Origin of the sequence: Nocardia sp. NPDC005745, from assembly GCF_040630775.1 — a bacterium.
Taxonomy (GTDB): domain Bacteria; phylum Actinomycetota; class Actinomycetes; order Mycobacteriales; family Mycobacteriaceae; genus Nocardia.
Window position 1 is genome coordinate 178,516 of record NZ_JBEXYF010000012.1, and the last position, 20,257, is coordinate 198,772.

A 20,257-nucleotide genomic window follows, 5' to 3' on the forward strand; every position below is an offset into this window, starting at 1 on the left:
GTCCTGGGACACACATCTACGAGCACCATTCGCATGGTGGCGAGCGTCATGACGACTCGTAATGCGCAGGTCAACTAGCCTGATGACGTGCGGCAGCCGCAGCGCGCGCACTCTCTGACGCAATGCAGCGAACCCCTAGCGAAAGCGAATGCCGATGATCCTGGTGGCTCAGGTCAGCGACACCCATTTCGATCTCGGCGCCCGCAACGCCCAGCGTGTCCAGCGGGTGATGGAGTTCTTCGCCGGGTTGCGCCACAAGCCCGACGCCATCCTCGTGACCGGCGACATCACCGATTCCGGCAAAGCCGAGCAGTACGCGGAGGCCAAACTCGCGTTCGACACCGAGATCCCGGTGTACGCCATCCCCGGCAACCACGACGACCGCGCGGGCTTCCGTATCGCCTTACTCGGCGAGCCCGCCTCCGACGCTCCCATCAACCGCTCGCACCGAATCGGTGATCTCACCCTCGCGCTCTTGGATTCGAGCATTCCCGGGGAGCCCGGCGGACGACTCGCCGAGGAGACCTACCGTTGGCTGAGCGGCGTACTCGACGCCGCGCCCCCTGCCAAACCGATCCTGCTCGCCCTGCACCACCCGCCCGCGCACCTGTACAGCCCGATCGTCGACGGGATCTCCCTCGCCGATCCCCAGCGGCTCGCCGACCTGGTGGCCGGTGACGACCGGATCGTCGCCGTACTCACCGGGCACGCGCATTCCGCCGCGACGACCACGTTCGGGGGACGCCCGCTGCTGGTCGGCCCGAGCACCGCGTCGGTGCTCAGCGGCGAATGGGAACTCGACCTGCCCGACCACGTCATGGACTACGCGCCGGACCCGACGATCTCGCTGCACGTCATCGGCGACGATCACCGGCTCACCACCCATTTCCGGACCGTTCCGATGGGCGGCCGGATCGGCGTGCAACCGGCTTGAGCGCTGTTTACCCGGCACCAACCGGGGCAATCGGAGGGCACGAGACGCCTACCCGGGAGGATGCACCATGGTCGACCTGCCAGCCGCAGTGGTGAAGAGCGCGTTCGCGACCGGAGCGCGGATCCGGCATGCGCGGGTGTTCCACCCGAACGGGTTGCACCTGGCCGGTCGTCTGCACGCCGAACCAGAGTTCGAGCCGCTGTTCGGCAGCGGCGAACGCGCGGTGATCGCGCGGCTGTCCAAGGGCGTCGGACTACCGAACGGCCTGCCCGACGTGCTCGGCCTCGCGTTCCGAGTACTCGACCGGGACGACGAGCCCTGGGACTTCGCGCTGGCCACCACGGGGCAGGGATCGCTGGGCCGGCTGGTGATCACCCCGGCGCGCGGCTGGGCCAGCGCGCGCTACGGCTGCCTGATGCCCTACCGGATCAGCAACTCCGCGCCGACCTGGTTCTTCGCCGAGCCGGACGGTGTGCAGCCCGCTTCGGCGTCGCTCGAGGCGATGCAAGCCCATCTGAACGAGGATCTGGTGAGCTTCACCCTCAGCGCGGGCCGTCTCGGCGGACCCACCTGGCGGGTCGCCGAAATCACGCTGCGGCCCGCCGAATCCGCCGAGCACCGCACGGATTACTTCGATCCGATGCTCAACCACCCGGCCGAGGTGGAGTTGTTCCCCAAAGCCATCGGCAAGATCCGCGAACTGGCCTACACGGGCAGCCGCAGCGGCCGCGGCGAAGGGGCTTAGCGCCGGACGACGCGTTCGCGGCGATAGGCGGCCGGGGTGTTACCGGTCCACCGCTTGAAGGCGAAGATGAATGTCGAGGCTTCGGCGTAACCGAGGCGGATCGCGACATCGCTCACCGACAGCGGTGTGGCGGTGAGCATTTCCTCGGCCAGAGCACGCCGCACCTCGTCCAGCAACGCGCGATAGCTGGTGCCCGCCGCGTCCAGATGCCTGCGCAGCGTGCGCGTGCTCATGTTGAGATCGTTCGCCACCGCGTCGATGCCGGGCGGCGCGGCGAACCCGTCCGCGCCGCCGCGCGGGACCAAGCGCTCGCGCACCTCGGCCGCGATGCCGGTGCGGGCCCTGCGGCGGTGCACCAACTCCCGGCACTGCGCCAGGCACATCGCCCAGGTGTGCTCGTTGGCCTGCGGCAACGGCTGCTCCAGCAACATGGGTTCGATGGCGAACAGGTTGCGCGGCATGTCGAACCGCGGGGCCACCAGGGTGACGTCCGCGATCCGATCGGCGTAGCCCGGTGCGGGAAAACGGAATTCGGCCCTGGTCAGCGGCAGGCGCGTGCCGAGCAGATCGCTCATCACCTGATGCATCGCGGTGACGTCGCGTTCGACGAGGAACTGGCGCACATCCGTCGGCACCGACTCGTCGTGCACCACCGCGACGAACTCGTTCTGGCCCCACTCGGCCACCGGTAGGCAGAAGGTGAAGCTGAGGTCCAGGTAGCGCAGCGCGAAGCTGATCGCCTCCCCCAGCGTCGGGCTGCTGACGCAGGCGAAGCCGAAGATGCCGAAGGTGGTGATCCGGTAGCGGCGGCCCACCTCGACGCCCAGCGCGGGACGGCCTGCGAGTTCGCGAACGAGGTTGCGGATGACCGCCAGTTCGGTGTGCGCATCGATCTGCGCGTCCGGATCGCGCAGTTGCTGCTCGGTCAGCGCGGTGCCGTGCAGCATGCGCGCCGCGGGCACGCCGTGTTCGGCCGCGTAGCCGACCATCAGCGCCACGCTGGCCACGCCGCGCGGAAAATTCCAATCGCGGATATCCGGATCCTGTACCCGCTCCACGCGGACATTATGGCCGAATTTCTCTATGCGACGTCACGGCGGCTCCTACAGTGGAGAAAGCTACGGTCGGAGTGAGGAGTGTCACATGACAACGCGCGGTCGGCCGTCGATCCTCATCATCGGCGCGGGATTCGGCGGCATCGGCATGGCGATCGAGTTGCGCCGCAACGGCTTCGACGACATCACCGTGCTGGAACGGGCCGCCGACCTCGGCGGGGTGTGGCGGGAGAACACCTATCCTGGTGCGGCGTGCGACGTCCCCTCACCGCTGTACTCGTATTCGTTCGAACCCAAGCCGGACTGGCCGCAGCGGTACTCGGGGCGTGCCGCCATCCACGCCTACCTACGCGGCGTCGCCGAGCGGCACGGTGTGCTGTCGGCGATCCGCTTCGGCGCCGGCGTCACCGACGCCGAATTCGACGACGCCACCGGCCGGTGGACCGTCCGCACCGCCGACGGGGACAGTCACGTCGTGGACGTGCTGATCTCGGCGGTGGGTCAGCTGTCGCGTCCGTCCCTGCCCGCCATACCCGGCATCGACACCTTCGCGGGCCCGTCGTTCCATTCGGCCGAGTGGGACCACGACGTCGACCTCCGCGGCAAACGCGTCGCCTGCGTCGGCACCGGAGCGAGCGCTGTCCAGTACATCCCCGAGATCCAGCCCGAGGTCGCCCATCTCACGCTTTTCCAGCGCACACCGGCCTGGGTGATCCCCAAGTTCGACACCGACTACTCGCCGATCCAGCACAACCTGTTCGCGCGGATGCCCGGCGCGCTGCTGGCCGAACGATTCGGGTGGTGGTCGATCGCGGAGTTCGTCTCGCTAGGACTGGTCGAGGTCCCCGCCATCGCCCGGTGGGTGGCCCGCATCGCCTCCCGGCACCTGGCCGAGCAGGTCGAGGATCCACAGCTGCGCGCGAAACTCACCCCGGACTACCCGATCGGGTGCAAACGCGCGCTGTTCTCCAACGACTACTATCCCGCGCTCACCCAGCCGAACGCGCGGGTGGAGACCACCGCTATCAGCGAGATCACCCCGCGGGGCGTACGCACCGCCGACGGTGCGACCCACGAGGTGGACGTGATCATCTACGGCACCGGCTTCAAGGGCACGGAGTTCCTGTGGCCGATGGAGGTCTACGGTCGCGGGGGCCGCAGGCTGGCCGACGCCTGGGCCGACGGCGCGCACGCGTACTACGGCATCGCGGTGCCCGACTTCCCGAACCTCTTCCTGGTCTACGGGCCGAACACCAACCTCGGCGTCGGCTCGATCATCTACATGATCGAGTCGCAGACCCGCTACATCCGTCAGGCGGTGCGGTGGCTCGCCGACCACCCCGGCCACTGTGTCGACGTCCGGGCGGACCTGGAGGAGGACTACAACGCCGCGCTCCAGCAACGCCTGGCCCGCACCCCGTGGAACTTCTGCGCGAGCTGGTACCGCAATTCCGCGGGCCGCATCACCAACAACTGGCCCGGCTCGCAGAACAGCTACCGCCGCCGCACCCGGCGCTTCGATCCCCGCCACTACACCCTCGACCCGGTCTCGTGACGAATCGCACGGCTGCCGGTCCCGCTCGGATGAGACTCGACCCGGCACCGCCCGCCGGGCTGGCAGACTTGTGCTGTGAATGAACTGGCCCGTCCGGGCGCATCGGAGCAGCGCGGGCCGCTGCGTCCGATCGAGCTGGCCACCGGCGCCGTGCTCGGTGGAGCCACCGTCGGGCTGGTGACCATCGGATCGGTTATTCCGTTCGCCGGCGCGCTGCAGTTGGTCGCGGCGGTCCCGATCGGGCTGATCGCGCATCGCTTCCGGCCGCGCGCCCTGATCACCGCGACCATCGCCGCCACGCTGGTCACCTTCGTGGCGGCCGGTATGGCGTCGGCGACGGTGCTGGTCGCCTCGGCCACCATGGGCGGCATCATCGGCACCGTGAAGCGGCGCGGCGGCGGGCTCGTCGCGGTGCTGGGACTCTCGCTGCTCACCGGGCTGGTGTGGGCCGCGCTCGCGGTCGGTTCGCTGCTCGTGCTGTCGAGCGCGCGCGAGCTGGTCTTCGACAACATCCGCAACGGCGCGCGCGGCCTGCAGGATCTCGCCGCCCAGGTGGGCGTGACTCCGCTCGGGCGGGTCGTGGCGGATCTGGCCGACGCCGTGCTGCGCTCGTGGTGGGTGTGGCTGGGCGGCGGCGTCGCGCTCGGCATGATGGCCACCGGGGTGTGCTCCTGGTATGTCCTGGGCTCGGTGCTGGACCGGCTCGACTGGCTGCCCGGGCGGGACCGGCTCGACGCACCGCTCGACGACCGGCCCGTCGCACCGCTGCCGGTCACGCTGCAAAACGCCGGGTTCCGCTACCCCGGCGCCCGTCGCGACGCGCTCAACGACGTCGACCTCACCGTCGAGGTCGGGGAATTCGTCGCCGTGGTGGGGCACAACGGCTCGGGCAAGTCCACGCTGACCCGGTTGCTGGCCGGTCTGCCGCCCACCTCGGGGTCGGTGCGGCGGCCCGGCTCGGCCGGACTGGGACGGTTGGGCGGCACGGCGCTGGTGTTGCAGCGACCGGAGAGCCAGACCCTCGGCGTGCTCGTCGCCGACGACGTGGTGTGGGGATTGTCCGCGGACCTGGCCGCCGAGGTCGACGTGGAAGGACTGCTGAGCGAGGTCGGTCTCGCCGGGATGGGCGGCAAGGAGACCGCGACGCTCTCCGGTGGTCAGCAGCAGCGGCTGGCGGTCGCGGCGGCACTGGCCCGGCGGCCCGCACTGCTGATCGCCGACGAGGCGACCTCCATGATCGATCCGGACGGACGCGGGGAACTGGTGGAACTGCTCGCGGGCCTGCCGAAACGCCACCCGATGGCGGTGGTCCTGGTGACCCACCACGAAGCCGATGCCGCGGCGGCGGACCGGGTCGTGCACCTGTCCGGTGGACGGACGGTCGCGCACCTGCCCGCGTGGCCCCGTCCGGCACGCGCCGCGCGCCGCAGGCCGATGGGTGAACCGGTTCTCGAACTGCGCGATGTCCGGCACACCTACAACCGCGCGACGCCGTGGGAGGCGCCCGCCCTGCACGGCGTCGACCTGTCCGTCCGGCAGGGCGAAGCGCTGCTCGTCGTCGGCGGGAACGGCTCGGGCAAGTCCACCCTGGCCTGGATCATGGCCGGCCTGATCGAACCGAGTTCCGGCCGGTGCGAACTGCGCGGGAAGCCGGTCGGCAAGCAGATCGGCGGGGTCGGGCTCGCGTTCCAGCATTCCCGCCTGCAATTGCAGAAGCAGACCGTCGGCGCGGAGATCGCGGACTGGGGCGGACGCGCCACCGGCTCAGGCGCGGTCGGGCGCGCGCTGGACGCGGTCGGGCTGGACCGGTCGCTGGCCGCACGCTCGATCGAGGAACTCAGCGGCGGCCAGGCCAAACGGGTGGTGCTCGCCGCGATCGTGGCCAGCCATCCACAAGTGGTCGTGCTCGACGAACCGCTGGCCGGACTCGACCCCGAGGGCCGAGCCGACATCGTGGAACTGCTGGCCCGGCTCCGGGATGCCGGTTTGACGCTGATCGTCATCTCGCACGACGTGGCCGACATGGCGGCGGTGTGTGACCGCACGGTGCACCTGCGATCGGGACGCATCCTGAGCGCGGAATCCGCGTGGGTGGCTACACCGGTGCCGAGCAACGTGGCCGCGCGCGCCGACTCCGGAGCGCTGCACGCGCCCGGTGAATCGGCCTGGCGGTTCGAGCACGGAGGTCGAGGATGAGCACCGTTCTGCTGCGTCAAGTGCCGGTCGCCAGTCCGGTGCACCGGCTGTGGGCGGGCACCAAGATCATCGGCGTTTTCCTGATCAGCCTGGTGCTGATGTTCCTGCCGTCCTGGCCGGTGCTCGCCGTGATGACGGGGTTCCTGGTGATCGTCGGCGTCGTCGCCCGGCTGCCGCTCGGCACGCTGCCGCGCCCGCCCTGGTGGTTCTGGGCGCTGTTCGTCGTCGGCGGCCTGCTCACGGTCCCCGTCGGCGGTGCGGCGGTGCTGCGCTACGCGCAGATCGCGATCTTCACCCTGATCCTGGTCACCGCTTCGTTCCTCATCGCGTGGACCACACCGATGGGTGACGTCGCGCCCGCCCTCGCCAAACTGGGCGCGCCGTTGCGCAGGCTCAGGATGCCGGTGGACGAATTGGCTGTCGTCGTCGCGCTCACCCTCCGCGGTCTGCCGTTGCTCATGGAGGAGATCCGGGTGCTGCGCGCCGCCCGTCGCCTCCGCCCCAAGGACCGCATGCTCGCCCGCGCGGTCGACAACCCGCTCATCGACATCCTCACCGCGGCCATGGCGGTGGCCACCCGGCGGGCCGGTGAACTGGGTGAGGCGATCACCGCACGCGGTGGCACCGGGCAACTCACCGCCCATCCCAACGCTCCCGGCCTGCGCGACGCTCTCGCTCTCGTGCTCGTCTTCGGCGTCTGTCTCGGCTCCGTCGCACTGCACTTGCTGCTCTGATACGCGCGAGAGAAGTGACGGGGCCGAGCGGGAGCGGGTGAAGAAACCGGGTCTCGGTCGGTCGCGGCCCCTAATGGTTCGCGGGGCGGAATTCCGGGTGCGGATTCGCTGAACATTTGCAAACCGACTGGTTTCACTCGAGATAGACCCCGGGCGATGTCACGGAAAGCGCTGTCGGCAGTTCACGTACCGCCCTCGGCGGGAACGGTAGCCGTCGACCCGGTCCAGCGCCGCCCGCCCGCCTGCCCACGCCACGACTCGGCCGCCCGGATCATGGCCACGCCGCGCCCCTCCCCTCGCACGCGTCCCGAGTCTCGCGAAAGACACTGCCGTACTGGAGATTACACCTGGCGTACAACCGCGTACGCATGCTTCAGATGCAGTGCTTCGATTCGAAGATCGCACCCCACCGCCCGGATGAAACCCGACCGGCCCCATTCGAACGCCCGCATTGCTCGATCAATAAATAGCGGAAAGCTATAACATAGCCACTGGACAAAGACGGAAGATTACCCTCTGAATTCGTGTCCCAAACCCCTTCGGCCACAGTACAGTTATCACTCGGAAGTAACTGTCTTTTGGATCACATCACGGATGTACACGCCGATGGGGGAAGGAAATTCGGCGTGCGCCGCGTTCTCTATTGCTCGAAGCCTGATGAAGATTGGAAACCGAGAAATGATTCTGCGGAAAGTCACTGCCGCTGTCGTGCCACTGGTCGCCGCGCTCACGGTGGGATCCGGTGTCGCGCACGCGGAACCGGGCGCGACAGCGGTTCCGGACATCGGCTACCAAGCCGAGCTGATCGGGAACAAGGTCGTCACGACGCTCACCGCGGGCACGTTCGAGGTGCGCGGCGACGCCGTCGACATCAAGGACGCGGCGGGTGAGGTCGCGGTCACGCTGCCGCTCGCGTTCCGGCAGGACGGGCTCGAATACCCCATGTCCCACGTGGTGCGGGACGCGGGCCGGGTGCTGGAACTGACCGTCGTCAAGGACGCGGCGCAGGCGCGCCGCGCCGCCACGCCGGTCGCGTCGCCGTTCGAGAACCAGCGCGCGATGGACGCCTTCCTGTCGCAGTTCGGCATCGCCACCGCGGTCGGAGGATTCATCGGCACGGTGATCGGAGCGCTCGTCGGTCTGACGGGCCTCATCGGCGGACCCGTCGGTATCGCCACTGTGCTCGCCGGCGCGGGTATCGGCGGCGTCATCGGCACCATCGTCGTCGGCGGACCGGCCCTGATCATCGCCGGTATCGATCTGATCAGCACGCTGGCCGCCGCGCCCGGCAGCACCAAGTGGATGGACGCCACCGGGCGTTCGCAGAACTGACCGGTGCCCCGGGCACTACGCGCACCGAATCGACCGCGATTCGGTGCGCTTCTGCCGGTCGTCCACTCACCGCTCCCGGCATCCGGCGGCCACCGGCAGACCCGCGAACCGATCGCCCAGAAAGTTCATCGCGCCCGGCGCCTCACCGATCGCCGCCGGGTTGTGAGTGGGCAGCATCGAGTGCACCGAGGTGATCGCCGCTCCCTGCGCGCAGTACCGGCCGACCAGGTCCGTGAAGCCCGCCACGGGGATCACGTCGTCGGTGCGGCTGTGGTACAGGTACATCGGCGTCTCCGGCGCACTGCCGCCGAGTTCCTGGGCGTCGGTCGCGGCGCGGAAAGCCGGATGCGACAGCAGATCCGGAACGACGGCGAAGTCGTCGACCCGAGCACCGACGTACTTCGGCACCAGGTCGGACCCGCACATGGTGGCATTCTCGGCCAGCGCCGCGCGCCCCCGATCGTTGAGCAACGCCAGCACACCGTTGCCAGGATCGTTGCGCGCGATGGCGAACAGGATCAGCAACGCCAGCCCGGCCTGCATGGTGCCGTCCGCCTCGCGCGCTATGGCGGGCCAGTCCGCCGGAACGCCACCCGAGGTGATGCCCGCGAACCGGACGTCCGGCGCGTACCACGGCTGCATCTGCGCCGCCCACAGCGTTGCGAACGCGCCGCCCGAATAGCCCCAGGCGCCGATGGGCGTCGCGGGCCCGAGCCCGGCCTGCGGAAGATCACGGGCCGCCCGGATGCCATCCAGCACGCCGCGTCCGGAGTTCACCCCGTCCAGGAACCGCGAACGCGGACCCTCGTAGTCGCCTGCCACCACCGCCCACCCGCGCCGCAGTGCCTCCGCCATGAACGGCGTGTCGATGAGGGTGTTCACCGCGCCGCTGTCCCAGCCGCCGCGCAGCGCGAACGACGGCGCGCACCGCGTGCCGAGACTGTCCTCGGGCACCTGATACGACAGCAGGGGCCGGGCGCCCGGGCCGAACCACGGCAGCATGGGGACCATCACGGTCGCCACGTCGGCCACGGGATCGTCGCTCGCGTCGGTGCTGCGATACTTCACCTGCCATGCCGAAACAGGCAGGGAGAGGCCGAACAAGGCGATCGGGCGGGATTCCAGCACGGCGCCGTTGGGGTAGCGCTCGAGGTCCGCGGGGGCCGCGTAGAACGGGTCGTGGTCCGGCGGGGGTAGCTCGGCGTGTGCCGCCGGGACGGCGGCGAGAGCGATCAGCGCGGACAGCGCGATCCCCAGGATCGCGGTGCGCACCGGGCGGTTGCTCGCCTGCGCGGTGACAGGCGCTGCGTGCACATCCTTCATCAGGGCCTCCCCAGTCCCGGCGAGGCGGTGAGTGTCCCGGTGCGGTCGGCGCCGGTTCACCTGGCCTCCAGACCTCAACGGTACTGCTGGGCGGGCGGACTCGGCAACGGACGATCGCAGGTCACACCCACCGCCGCCGCTGTCCGCGGGGCTGGTTACAGTGTTGGCCAAAACGTCCCTGGCGCAATCGAATAGCTGTCCGGCGTCACCCCGCCCACAGCGCGAGCGCAACGAAGAGGAGTAGCCGAGCATGCGGCATGGCAACGGACTGGACATCCCCGAGGGACTCGCCGACGTGTGCGCGCCCGACCGGATGGCGGTGATCGTCTACGACATGCAGGTCGGCGTGCTCAGCCAGTTGCCGGACGGCCCGGAGATCATCGAGCGGGTGGTTCGGGTGGTCGACGCGGCGCGCTCGGGTGGCTACCCCGTGATCTTCCTGCGCCATTTCTTCCTGCCGGAGCGGCTGAGCGGAGCATTCGCGCTGCGCATGGCCATGAGCTGGCAGCAGGTGGATTCGGTGGACGAGGTGCGCTTCATCCTGCAGCGCGACACCCCGGCCTTCGAGCTGGTTCCCGAGCTGCGGCCGCGCGCGGACGAGGTGGTGTTCGACAAGACGTCGATGTCGGCCTTCGAAGGGACTCCGCTGGCCGCTACCCTGCGCGATCTGCGCATCGGCGCCTACGCGATCGCGGGCGTCGCCCTGGAGATCGGCATCGCGCCCACGGTCGCGCATTCCACCGATCTCGGATTCGTCCCTGTGGTGATCAGCGACGCGGTCGGCGGCCGGGACAAGGAGGCCATGGCTCGGGCCTACGCGGATTTCGAATTCCAGGGCCACGCGCTGGTGACCGACATCGCCACCATCACCCCGCTGCTCGCGGGCGGCAACTGACCCGGAACGGGACCCGGGCCACGACCGGGTCCCGTTCGACGCTCACTTCTCCCGCAGGGCTTTCTTGGCCGCGTCCTGGGCGGCGTCGACCTGGCTCGTGAACTTGTCGCCCGTCTTCTCGTCGACGAGGTCGCCCGCCTTGTCGATGACCGCGTCCAGCTTGTCCGCGTTCTTCTGGGCCAGGTCCATCGCCTTACCCGCCAGGTTCTTGAAGTCCACCGTGCACTCCTCGTTTCGCGCTGGGAACAACCGCGAGACAACCCTACCCAGCGCCCAGCCAAGCCGGATGCCACAACCGGCCCGTCTCGGTCCAGTTCATGAACCGCACGGTGCCACCGAGTTTCGGCGTCACCCACACCGCCTCCTTGCGTTCCTCGGCGGTGAGGTCGTTGTCGAACGGCGAGGTCTTGCGCTCCAGCTTGCGCAGCCGCGCGGCCAGCTCCCGCATGGCCGAGTCGTCGAACCCGGTGCCGACCCGTCCGACGTAGACCAGCCTGCCGTCGTGCGGAATACCGACCAGCAGCGATTTGAACTCTCGCGCCGTGCTGCGCCGCCACCCGCCGATCAGCACCTGCTGAGTGCGCCAGTTGCGCTCCTTCACCCAGGCATGCCCGCGCTTACCCGGCAGATACACCGAATCCTTGCGTTTCGCGACAATGCCCTCCAGCCCGTGCTCCTGGCTGTAGCGCAAGGCCTCGGCGCCCGAGCCGTCCAGTCGTGGCGGCACCACCATCGACGGCGCGTTCGCGGCGAGCGCCTCCAGCACCCTGCGGCGATCGGAATATCTTTTGCGCAGCAGCGACGTTCCGTCCAGGTACAGCACGTCGAACGCGACGAACACCGCCCGCGCCGCGTCGGCTTGCAGCAGGCCGAGGTTCGCGACGCCGTGATCATCGAAGACGACGGCCTCGCCGTCCAGCACCACCCGATGCCCGGCCAATTCCCGCCGCAGCGCCGCGATGCGCGGATAGCGGTCGGTCACGACGTTGCCCGCCCGGCTGTGCAACGTGATCGCGCCGGAGTCGATCTCGGCGATCAGCCGGAAGCCGTCCCACTTCGTCTCGAAGCACCACTCGTCCGCGCCGAGATCGGCTACGTCACCGCGCGTCGCGAGCATCGGCGACAGGCCGCGCGGAAGCGGCGAGGGCCCGTCGGTGGGACGAATGATCCGGCCCGACGACTGCTGCGGCGGCGCCTGCGGTTCGGCTCCGTTCCCCTCCCGCATCAGATGCATCAGCCATTGGTTGCCGTTGGTTTGGATCAGCGCGTACCGGCCGGTGAGCCGCTTACCGTGGAACCGCACGATGACCTCGTCGTCGCGCCACTTCTCGGTCTCGTAGGTGCCGGAGTCCCAGATCGTCATCTCGCCCGCGCCGTACTCGCCCTTCGGGATGGCTCCGTGGAAGTCGAGATACTCCATCGGATGGTCCTCGGTGTGCACGGCGAGGCGGTTCTGCTCGGGAGAGGTCGGCGGGCCCTTCGGCACCGCCCAGGACACCAGGACCCCATCGCGCTCCAGCCGCACATCCCAGTGCAGGCGCCGCGCGTGGTGCTCCTGCACGACGTAGCGGTTGTCCGTCCCCGGCGCGGGTGGCCGCACGGGAACGGGCTCGGGCGTGCGGGACGGATCCCGCATCGATCGGTACTTCGTCAACGCGTCCGGGCCCGCTCCCGCTGCGGACGAGCCGTTTCCCGCGGGTGGCGCATCCAGGTCGGCGAGCAGATCGCCGTCCGATCGGTATCTGGCGAGTACTTCGTCGAACCGCAGATGCCGCAGCTTCTTCCGGTTCTCGATCTCTTTCCAGGTGCGTGGTGCGGCGACGTTCGGCTCCGGCCGCCCACGCATCGAGTAGGGCGCGATGGTGGTCTTGGCAGCGTTGTTCTGGCTCCAGTCGAGGAAGACCTTGCCGCCGCGAGCCGCCTTCGCCATCGTCGCCGTGACCAGGTTCGGGCGCAGCCGTTGCAGATTGGTGGCCACCTGTTTCGCCACGGTGGAGGCGCCGTCCGAACTCAGTTCGCGATCCAGCGGCACGTAGAGGTGGATTCCCTTGCTGCCGCTGGTCACCGGGAACGTGCGCAGACCGATGCCCTCGACCATCTCGCGCACCGCGAGCGCCACCTCGGCGCATTCGGCGAGCCCGACTCCCTCGCCCGGGTCCAGATCGAAGACCAGCCTGGTGGCCGGGCCCATGTCGTCGCCGTCGAAACACCACTGCGGCACATGCACTTCCAGCGCGGCCTGCTGCGCGAGCCAGGCCAGCCCGGCTTCGGAATCGATCAGGGGGTAGACGACCTTGCGATCGGAATGCCGCAGGGTGCGCCGCTGCATCCAGGAGGGGGCGTGCGACGGAAGATTCTTCTCGAAGAAGGACGGTTCGTCGACGCCGTTGGGCCAGCGCTTGCGGGTGACCGCCCGCCCGGCGACATGCGGCAGCATGGCAGGCGCGATCGCCGAATAGTAGGCGATGACTTCGCCTTTGGTGGTTCCGGTGGCCGGGTACAACACCTTGTCGAGGTTGCTCAGGTCAACCTCGATACCACCGAACTCGCGGCGGGCCACCATATCCGAAGTGTAGCGGCGGAGACCCGGTCGTGGCCTCCGCCGCTCGCTCAGGCGTGCGGTCCGGACTGGTCCGGCGGGACCACCTTCTTGGCGGCCTCCTTGCCCTTGGCGATCTTGTCGGTGTACTTGCCGTGCGTCTTCTGGTCGATGAAGTCACCGGCCTTGTCCACCGCTGTATTGATCTTGTCGGCGTTCTTGGCCGCCGCGTCCTTACCCTTGTCGACCAGGCCCTTGACCGTATCCGCGAAACTCATCGCCGTGATCCTTCCTGTCGCCAACTAGCAGAAGTCGTTCACTCCACATTCTCCCACCAAGAATCCGCAGGTGGGGCACTCGACGGGTCCACACGCTGCCCGGGCACGGGCACCGCGACCTCGGTGCCCGCCGCCCGCGCCGCTGCCACCATGCGCCGGACCGGCTCGGACCAGCCGTGGAAGGCGAGATTGAAGGTGGCCCAGTGAATGGGCACCAGCAATCCGTAACCGGCATTCCCGCCGCACAGGTCGGCGTGTGCCCGGACCGCCTCCTCGGGATTCATGTGCACATCCGGCCAGCGTTCGTCGTAGGCGCCGATCGGCAGCAGCGTCAGGTCGAACGGACCGAGCGCCGCGCCCGCCTCGGCGAACGCCTTGGTGTAGCCGGTGTCGCCCCCGAAGTAGGCGCGCCGCGTCGGCCCGACGATCGACCACGAGGCCCACAACGTGGTGTTGCGCAGCAGGCCACGCCCCGAGAAATGCCGTGCCTCCGTGCAGGTGAGCACGAGATCCACGCCGTCGCGGTCTCGGCCGAGTTCGGTGAGCGACACCGAACCGCCCCAGTCCAATTCGACGATGCGATCCTCCGGCACACCCCAGTGCCGCAAGTGGGCGCCGATACCGATCGGAACAAGGAACGGCGCGCTCTGGCGTGCCACCAGCTCCCGCACGGTCCACTTGTCCAGGTGGTCGTAATGATCGTGCGAGATGAGCACCGCGTCGATCGGGGGCAGGTCGGCCAGCGGCTGCGGCACCGGATGCAGCCGCGCGGGCCCGACCAGCGCCGACGGCGAAACCCGCTCGCTCCACACCGGATCGGTGAGAATGCGGTACCCGTCGACCTCGACCAGCGTCGTGGCGTGGCCGTACCAGGTGACGGCGAGCGCGGACGCCGCGGTCGGCTGCTGCGGCGTCCGCAGCGGGATGGGACCCCGCGGCCTGCCCGCGTTGCGCTGGGTCAATGCCGAGACCAGCAGCGAGGGAGCCGAACCCGCGACCACCTGGCTACTGGGCTCGGTGTTGTGGAACTGGCGGTCGCGATAGGTCGCCGCGCCCACCGCGTACGGCTGGATCGCCGAGATCGAAGCGCCCATCGCCGAAGGGATGTCCCATATCGCCCGGACCACCCAGGTGATGCCGAGCGTGCCCGCCGCGGCGCCCGCGATGCGTCTGATGTCCATCATCGCCCCACGAATTTCGCGGCGCGCTTTTCCTGCCTGGCCAAACGACCCTCCTTGGCATCCTCGCTCGTCCACGCGGCCTCCAGCGCGGCGCGCTGCTGCGCGGTTTCCGGATCACGCGTTCCGTCATCATTGAGCACCAGCTTCATGTGCCGCAGGGACAACGGAGCCAATGCCGCGATCTGCTTGCCCCAAGCCTGCGCGTCGGACGCCGTACCGATCCGGTTGGCGAATCCGAAGGCATAGGCGTCCGCGGCCGATATCTGTTCGGCGCCCAGCAGCACCGTGCGCGCCGGACCGCCGCCGATCAAGGCGACCAATCTGCGCACGGTCCACCGATCCACGCTGATGCCCAGTTTCGCCGCGGGAATGGCGATGTACGCCTCCGGCGAGACCACCCGCAGGTCCGAAGCGAGCGCCAGTTGCACGCCCGCCCCGATCGCGGCGCCGTTGATCGCCGAAATCACCGGGATGGGCACGGATTCGATGGTGTGCAGCGTTTCCAGCCACCCGGACAGGAAATCGCCGGAATACACCCCGGACAGATCGGCGCCGGCACTGAAGACCGGACCTCGCCCGGTCAACACGATGACTCGCGCCTGGTCGGCGACAGCGGCGAGCACGGCCTCGCGCAGCAGCGTCACGAGTTCGTGGTTGAGCGCGTTGCGGCGCTCTTCCCGCTGAAGTTCGATGGTGACCACGTCACCGTCCCGGCTGACCCCGAGCATGCGACCTCCCCGACTGAACGGTCCGTCTGATCTCTTCACTCTGCCACAGGGGACTACCCATTCCGCGCCGGGCGATACGATCACCGGCTGTGCCGACCGACTTCGACATATTGGTGATCGGCGCTGGTCAGGCGGGACTGTCGGCCGGTTACCACCTCCAGCGCCTCGGGCTGCGGCCCGAACGGCACTTCCTGCTCGTCGATCGCTCCCCCGGGCCCGGCGGCGCGTGGCAGTTCCGCTGGCCCTCCCTCACCTTGGACACGGTCAACCGGGTGCACGACCTGCCCGGCATGTCGTTCGCCGAGACCTTGCCGCCGGGTTCGTCGTCCGCGCCCGCGGCATCCGCTGTGCCGCACTACTACGAGCTGTATGAGAAGCGGTTCGACCTGCGCGTTCACCGCCGGGTATCGGTCACCGTGGTCTGTGATCGCACCGAGGAAGGCGACCCGGCCGATCGCGGCGCGGTGCTCCGCGCGGAGACCGACGCGGCCGGCCTCATCCGGGTTCGCGGCCTGATCAACTGCACCGGCACCTGGGAGAATCCGTTCGTTCCGCACTATCCCGGCGCGCAGACGTTCACCGGTCGCCAGCTGCACACCCACGACTACCACAGTGCCGTGGAGTTCGCGGGCAAGCACGTCGTGGTGGTCGGCGGCGGCATATCGGCCGTTCAGCTGCTCGACGAGATCTCCCAGGTCACCTCGACGACCTGGGTCACGAGAACACCGCCGCGCTTCCGCGAGGGGCCGTTCACCGAAGCGGCGGGGCGAGCCGCGGTCGCGCTGGTCGAGGACCGGGTCCGACGCGGGCTGCCGCCGGGATCGGTGGTCTCGGTCACCGGGCTGCCGCTCGACGACCGGTTACGCGCGGCACGAGCTCGCGGCGCGCTCACCCGACTGCCGATGTTCGAGCGCATCGAGCCCGGCGGCGTGCGGTGGGCCGACGGAACCTTTCGGCAGGCGGACGTGATCCTGTGGGCCACCGGCTTCCGCAGCGCCCTCGACCACCTCGCGCCGCTGCGGCTGCGCGGGCCCGGCGGCGGCATCACCATGTCGGGACGGCTGGCCACCCGGGTAGCCGCCGATCCGCGCATCCATCTGATCGGCTACGGGCCGTCGGCCAGCACCGTGGGCGCCAATCGCGCGGGGCGCGCGGCGGCGCTGGAACTCACCCGGCATCTCGGACTGCGCTGACGGTGCGCGCGGCCCGAGTCGTCAGTCGATCAGTCCGAGCGTGAGCGTATCCGGGTCCCCGCCGATGCGCGAACCGCTGTCCAGGCCGTTGATCGCGTCCATCTGCTCCGCGGTCAGCTCGAAGCCGAACACGTCGAAGTTCTCCGCGATCCGCGACGGCGTCACCGACTTCGGGATGACGACGTTGCCCAGTTGCAGATGCCAGCGGATGATCACCTGCGCAGGCGTGCGACCGACCTCGGCGGCCACCTGGGCGATGGTGGCGTCGTCGAGCAGTGTGCCCTGTCCGAGCGGACTCCACGCCTCGGTCGCGATCGCGTTGGCGGCGTGGAACTCACGCAGTTCACGCTGCGCCAAGCTGGGGTGCAGCTCGATCTGGTTCACCACCGGGATCTCACCGGTCTCGGCGATGAGCCGCTGGATGTGCGCGACCGTGAAGTTCGAGACGCCGATCGACCGCACCCGGCCCTGTGACTTCAGCGCCTGGAAGGCGCGGAAGGTGTCCACGAAGCGGTCGGCCACGGCCACCGGCCAGTGGATGAGGTAGAGGTCGAGGTAGTCGAGGCCGAGCCGCTGCATGCTGGCGTCGAACGCGCGCAGCGTCGAGTCGTAGCCCTGGTCGGAGTTCCACAGCTTGGTGGTGACGTAGATCTCGTCGCGGGGCAGGCCGTATTCCCGGATCGCCCGGCCGGTGCCCTCCTCGTTTCCGTAGATCGCGGCGGTGTCGATGCTGCGGTAGCCGACCTCGAGCGCGGTGGTGACGACCGAGAAGACGTCCTCGGCGGGTACCTGGAACACGCCGAAGCCGAGCTGCGGGATCACGTTCCCGTCGTTCAGCACGATCGAGGGAACGGTGCTGGTCTCGCTTTTGAAGGTCACATTCCGACGGTAGAAGTGTGGCGGCGAACCGTCAATCACGCGCTCTGGTGTGTTGGCCTGCAATTTGCTGGTAAACCTGCGCTCAGCCCGTCATACCGGGCAGACCGAGCCGCCGGTACCGCGCTCGGCGGGCCGCGAGCAACTCCGGTTCCGGCCGTGCGCGCAAGGTCGCCAGTTCGTGCGCGATCGCGGCGACCATCCGCCGGGCGAAGTCCACCGGTTCGTCCGCCGCGTCGGGAAACTCCGGCACGATCCGGTCCACCACGCCGTCGTCCAGCAGGTCGGCGGCACCGATCCGTTGTGTCGCGGCCAATTCCGCGGCATGGTCGGTGTCGCGGAAGACGATGGCGCTCGCTCCTTCCGGCGGCAGCGGGGCGAGCCACGCGTGCGTGGCGGCGAGCACCCGGTCGGCGGGCAGCAGCGCCAGCGCGCCGCCGCCGGTGCCCTGGCCGAGCAGCACCGAGACGGTCGGGGTGTCCAGCGTCACCAGATCGGCGATGCAGCGGGCGATCTCGGGTGCCAGTCCGCGCTCCTCCGCCTCCTTCGACAGTGCGGCGCCCACCGTGTCGATGACCAGCACCAGCGGCAGCCGCAACTCCCGAGCAAGCGCCATGCTGCGCCGCGCCTCACGCAGCGCCGCCGGGCCCATGGTGTTCTCGCCCTGCTGGCCGCGCCGGTCGTGCCCGAACACCACGCACGGCCTGCCCCGGAAACGACCGAGGGCGAGCAGGGCGGTGCGATCGGACTCGCCCTGACCGGTGCCACTGAGCGGAACTCGTTGCGTCACATGACGTAAGAGCTCCCGGATGCCGGGACGCTCTGGACGGCGGGAGATGAGGACCGACTGCCACACCCGATCGTCCGCGGCGCGACCCCGCCCATCCTCCAGCCGAAGTCGTTCTGCTTCAACGCTTTCAGAATCCTGAGCATGATCCGGCGCGACCGAGCCCAGCGGCCGCGGGCCGATCCGCTCGGAATTCAACTGTACCGCAGCTGAATCGGGCAGCTCGATGCCGCTGAACACGCTCAATGCGCGATGGGCGATGCGGCGGAAAACCGGGATCGTCAGCACGCCGTCGATGACGCCGCGGCGATACAAGTTCTCCGCGGTCTGCACGCCTTCCGGAAAAGGTCTGCCGTACAAGGCTTTATAGACCCGAGGACCGAGAAACCCGATGAGCGCCCCGGGCTCGGCGAACGTGATGTGTCCCAACGAGCCCCAGGAAGCGAAGACGCCGCCCATCGTCGGGTTGCGGAGGTAGACCACGTAGGGATGACCCGCCGACTTGTGTGCCGCCACCGCACCGGCGATCTTCACCATCTGCACGAAGGCGACGGTGCCCTCCTGCATCCTGGTCCCACCGGAGGTCGGCGAAGCGACCAGCGGCAGGCCCAGTTCGGTGGCAAGCTCGACCGCCGAGACGATCCGCTCCGCAGCGGCCACGCCGATCGAGCCGGCCAGGAACCCGAACTCGCAGGCGATCACGGCCACGCGGCGACCGCGCAGCAGCCCTTCACCGGTGAGCACCGATTCGTCGGTACCCGCCGCGACCACCGCCTTTCGCAAGGCATCGCGGTACTGCGGGGAAGCGGCCACCGTCACCGGCGGCCGATCCCAGCTGACGAACGAGTCCGTGTCGAGCAGCTGCTCGAGTAACTCTCGCGCCGAAGTACGCACCGGGCGAGCCTATCCGGCCCTACCCGGTGCTCCGGCGAGCCGCGCGAGCACTCAGTAGCCCTGCATCACCTTGCGCAGCGCGTACTCGGTGAGCGCGACCAGCGCCTGCTTGGCCGGCTCACGACGACGCGCGTCGATGGACAGGATCGGCACATCGGCGGGCACGGCGAGTGCCTGCCGGATGTCCTCGATCGGGTACCGCGGCGCGTCGTCGAATTCGTTGAGCGCCACCAGGAAAGGCAGGCCGCGCGCTTCGAAGTAGTCGACGGCCGCGAAGCTGTCTTCCAACCTGCGGGTGTCGACCAGCACGACGGCGCCGATGGCGCCACGGATCAGGTCGTCCCACATGAACCAGAACCGATACTGGCCAGGCGTGCCGAACAGGTACAACACCAGATCGTCGGCGAGACTGATCCGGCCGAAGTCCATCGCCACCGTGGTGGTCGACTTCATCGGAATACCGGTCAGGTTGTCGATCCCGGCGCTGGCATTGGTCACCAACGCCTCTGTGCGCAGCGGAACGATCTCCGACACAGCACCGACCAACGTGGTCTTCCCGACGCCGAAGCCACCGGCGACCACGATCTTCGCCGATGTCGGCTTGCTGGTACGGGTGTCGACCTGCGCCGTCGAATCAAATACGCCGGAGTCCACTGAGAACCCTTTCGATCAGCTCGCGACGCTCATCGTCGCTGGAATCGTCTTTCAAAGTCGCCGATACGCGTACGTGCCCGGCCTCGATCAAATCGGCCACGAGCACACGGGCCACCCCGATAGGGATGCCCAATCGGGCTGCTACCTCGGCAACGGACGGCGATTCTCTGCACAACTCCACGATTGACGTCTCGATGTTGGTCAGTTCGAACTGCCGCTCGAGGGCGACCGGATGCGATGCGACGAGAGCCTCCAACGCCAACTCGACCGCGGGCCTGGTACGGCCTGCGGTCAGCGAGTACGGGCGTACGAGGCTCGGCTCGGCGCTCCCCACGCGGTGATCTTCTATGTCCATCCC

19 protein-coding genes are annotated in these 20,257 nt (G+C 69.0%); 8 read left to right on the top strand and 11 right to left on the bottom strand.

Going from position 1 to position 20,257, the window contains the following annotated elements; all coding sequences use genetic code 11:
* Positions 1 to 148 precede the first annotated feature (148 nt).
* The gene (locus tag ABZ420_RS15360; RefSeq protein WP_357122376.1) at positions 149 to 934 is read left to right on the top strand and encodes a metallophosphoesterase; all 786 of its coding nucleotides are present in this window, start codon (positions 149 to 151) and stop codon (positions 932 to 934) included.
* A 67-nt stretch (positions 935 to 1,001) separates the two neighbouring features.
* Positions 1,002 to 1,679, top strand: coding sequence for a phosphodiesterase (locus ABZ420_RS15365; RefSeq protein ID WP_357122378.1), 678 nt, complete (start codon positions 1,002 to 1,004; stop codon positions 1,677 to 1,679).
* Here ABZ420_RS15365 and ABZ420_RS15370 read toward each other — a convergent pair.
* Positions 1,676 to 2,737: an AraC family transcriptional regulator gene (locus tag ABZ420_RS15370; protein WP_357122381.1), complete on the bottom strand. Its 1,062-nt coding sequence runs from the start codon at positions 2,735 to 2,737 to the stop codon at positions 1,676 to 1,678. The genes ABZ420_RS15365 and ABZ420_RS15370 overlap by 4 nt on opposite strands.
* Before the next feature lie 85 nt (positions 2,738 to 2,822).
* On the opposite strand from ABZ420_RS15370, the gene ABZ420_RS15375 reads away from it, so the two are divergent.
* From ABZ420_RS15375 to ABZ420_RS15390, 4 genes are all read left to right on the top strand, one after another.
* Positions 2,823 to 4,289: an NAD(P)/FAD-dependent oxidoreductase gene (locus tag ABZ420_RS15375; RefSeq protein WP_357122384.1), complete on the top strand. Its 1,467-nt coding sequence runs from the start codon at positions 2,823 to 2,825 to the stop codon at positions 4,287 to 4,289.
* Positions 4,290 to 4,364: 75 nt separating this feature from the next.
* A complete protein-coding gene (locus tag ABZ420_RS15380) occupies positions 4,365 to 6,485 on the top strand; it encodes an ATP-binding cassette domain-containing protein (protein WP_357122387.1) in 2,121 nt (706 codons plus the stop codon).
* Positions 6,482 to 7,219 (top strand): energy-coupling factor transporter transmembrane protein EcfT, encoded by a 738-nt coding sequence (locus ABZ420_RS15385; RefSeq protein ID WP_357122390.1) that lies wholly within the window; start codon positions 6,482 to 6,484, stop codon positions 7,217 to 7,219. The genes ABZ420_RS15380 and ABZ420_RS15385 overlap by 4 nt, the downstream gene beginning before the upstream one ends.
* 678 nt (positions 7,220 to 7,897) lie before the next feature.
* Entirely contained in the window at positions 7,898 to 8,551 is a 654-nt protein-coding gene (locus ABZ420_RS15390) for an ammonium transporter (protein ID WP_357122393.1), read from the top strand.
* Positions 8,552 to 8,617: 66 nt separating this feature from the next.
* Here ABZ420_RS15390 and ABZ420_RS15395 read toward each other — a convergent pair whose 3' ends face one another.
* Positions 8,618 to 9,874: a lipase family protein gene (locus ABZ420_RS15395; protein WP_357122396.1), complete on the bottom strand. Its 1,257-nt coding sequence runs from the start codon at positions 9,872 to 9,874 to the stop codon at positions 8,618 to 8,620.
* A 250-nt stretch (positions 9,875 to 10,124) separates the two neighbouring features.
* On the opposite strand from ABZ420_RS15395, the gene ABZ420_RS15400 reads away from it, so the two are divergent.
* A complete protein-coding gene (locus tag ABZ420_RS15400) occupies positions 10,125 to 10,769 on the top strand; it encodes an isochorismatase family cysteine hydrolase (RefSeq protein WP_357122399.1) in 645 nt (214 codons plus the stop codon).
* A gap of 42 nt (positions 10,770 to 10,811) precedes the next feature.
* Here ABZ420_RS15400 and ABZ420_RS15405 read toward each other — a convergent pair whose 3' ends face one another.
* The 5 genes from ABZ420_RS15405 to ABZ420_RS15425 are packed head-to-tail and all read right to left on the bottom strand — an operon-like array spanning position 10,812 to position 15,495.
* Positions 10,812 to 10,988, bottom strand: a complete 177-nt coding sequence (locus ABZ420_RS15405; protein WP_245549109.1) for an antitoxin — start codon at positions 10,986 to 10,988, stop codon at positions 10,812 to 10,814.
* 43 nt (positions 10,989 to 11,031) lie between these two features.
* Positions 11,032 to 13,332 (bottom strand): ATP-dependent DNA ligase, encoded by a 2,301-nt coding sequence (locus ABZ420_RS15410; RefSeq protein WP_357122402.1) that lies wholly within the window; start codon positions 13,330 to 13,332, stop codon positions 11,032 to 11,034.
* 47 nt (positions 13,333 to 13,379) lie between these two features.
* Entirely contained in the window at positions 13,380 to 13,586 is a 207-nt protein-coding gene (locus ABZ420_RS15415; RefSeq protein ID WP_357122405.1) for an antitoxin, read from the bottom strand.
* Between the two features lie 38 nt (positions 13,587 to 13,624).
* A complete protein-coding gene (locus tag ABZ420_RS15420; protein WP_357122442.1) occupies positions 13,625 to 14,767 on the bottom strand; it encodes an MBL fold metallo-hydrolase in 1,143 nt (380 codons plus the stop codon).
* The gene (locus ABZ420_RS15425; RefSeq protein WP_357122408.1) at positions 14,767 to 15,495 is read right to left on the bottom strand and encodes an enoyl-CoA hydratase; all 729 of its coding nucleotides are present in this window, start codon (positions 15,493 to 15,495) and stop codon (positions 14,767 to 14,769) included. The genes ABZ420_RS15420 and ABZ420_RS15425 overlap by 1 nt, the downstream gene beginning before the upstream one ends.
* Positions 15,496 to 15,584: 89 nt before the next feature.
* On the opposite strand from ABZ420_RS15425, the gene ABZ420_RS15430 reads away from it, so the two are divergent.
* Positions 15,585 to 16,688, top strand: a complete 1,104-nt coding sequence (locus tag ABZ420_RS15430) for an NAD(P)-binding domain-containing protein (RefSeq protein ID WP_357122411.1) — start codon at positions 15,585 to 15,587, stop codon at positions 16,686 to 16,688.
* Between the two features lie 21 nt (positions 16,689 to 16,709).
* Here ABZ420_RS15430 and ABZ420_RS15435 read toward each other — a convergent pair whose 3' ends face one another.
* The 4 genes from ABZ420_RS15435 to ABZ420_RS15450 all read right to left on the bottom strand — a co-directional run bounded on the left by ABZ420_RS15435 (position 16,710) and on the right by ABZ420_RS15450 (position 20,254).
* The gene (locus ABZ420_RS15435) at positions 16,710 to 17,567 is read right to left on the bottom strand and encodes an aldo/keto reductase (RefSeq protein WP_062968475.1); all 858 of its coding nucleotides are present in this window, start codon (positions 17,565 to 17,567) and stop codon (positions 16,710 to 16,712) included.
* A gap of 82 nt (positions 17,568 to 17,649) precedes the next feature.
* Positions 17,650 to 19,245: a carboxyl transferase domain-containing protein gene (locus tag ABZ420_RS15440; protein WP_357122415.1), complete on the bottom strand. Its 1,596-nt coding sequence runs from the start codon at positions 19,243 to 19,245 to the stop codon at positions 17,650 to 17,652.
* A gap of 51 nt (positions 19,246 to 19,296) precedes the next feature.
* Positions 19,297 to 19,899, bottom strand: a complete 603-nt coding sequence (locus tag ABZ420_RS15445; protein ID WP_174186021.1) for an ATP/GTP-binding protein — start codon at positions 19,897 to 19,899, stop codon at positions 19,297 to 19,299.
* Positions 19,880 to 20,254 carry a DUF742 domain-containing protein gene (locus ABZ420_RS15450; protein WP_014981573.1) on the bottom strand — a complete coding sequence of 125 codons (375 nt, stop codon included), beginning with the start codon at positions 20,252 to 20,254 and terminating at the stop codon, positions 19,880 to 19,882. The genes ABZ420_RS15445 and ABZ420_RS15450 overlap by 20 nt, the downstream gene beginning before the upstream one ends.
* Positions 20,255 to 20,257 lie beyond the last annotated feature (3 nt).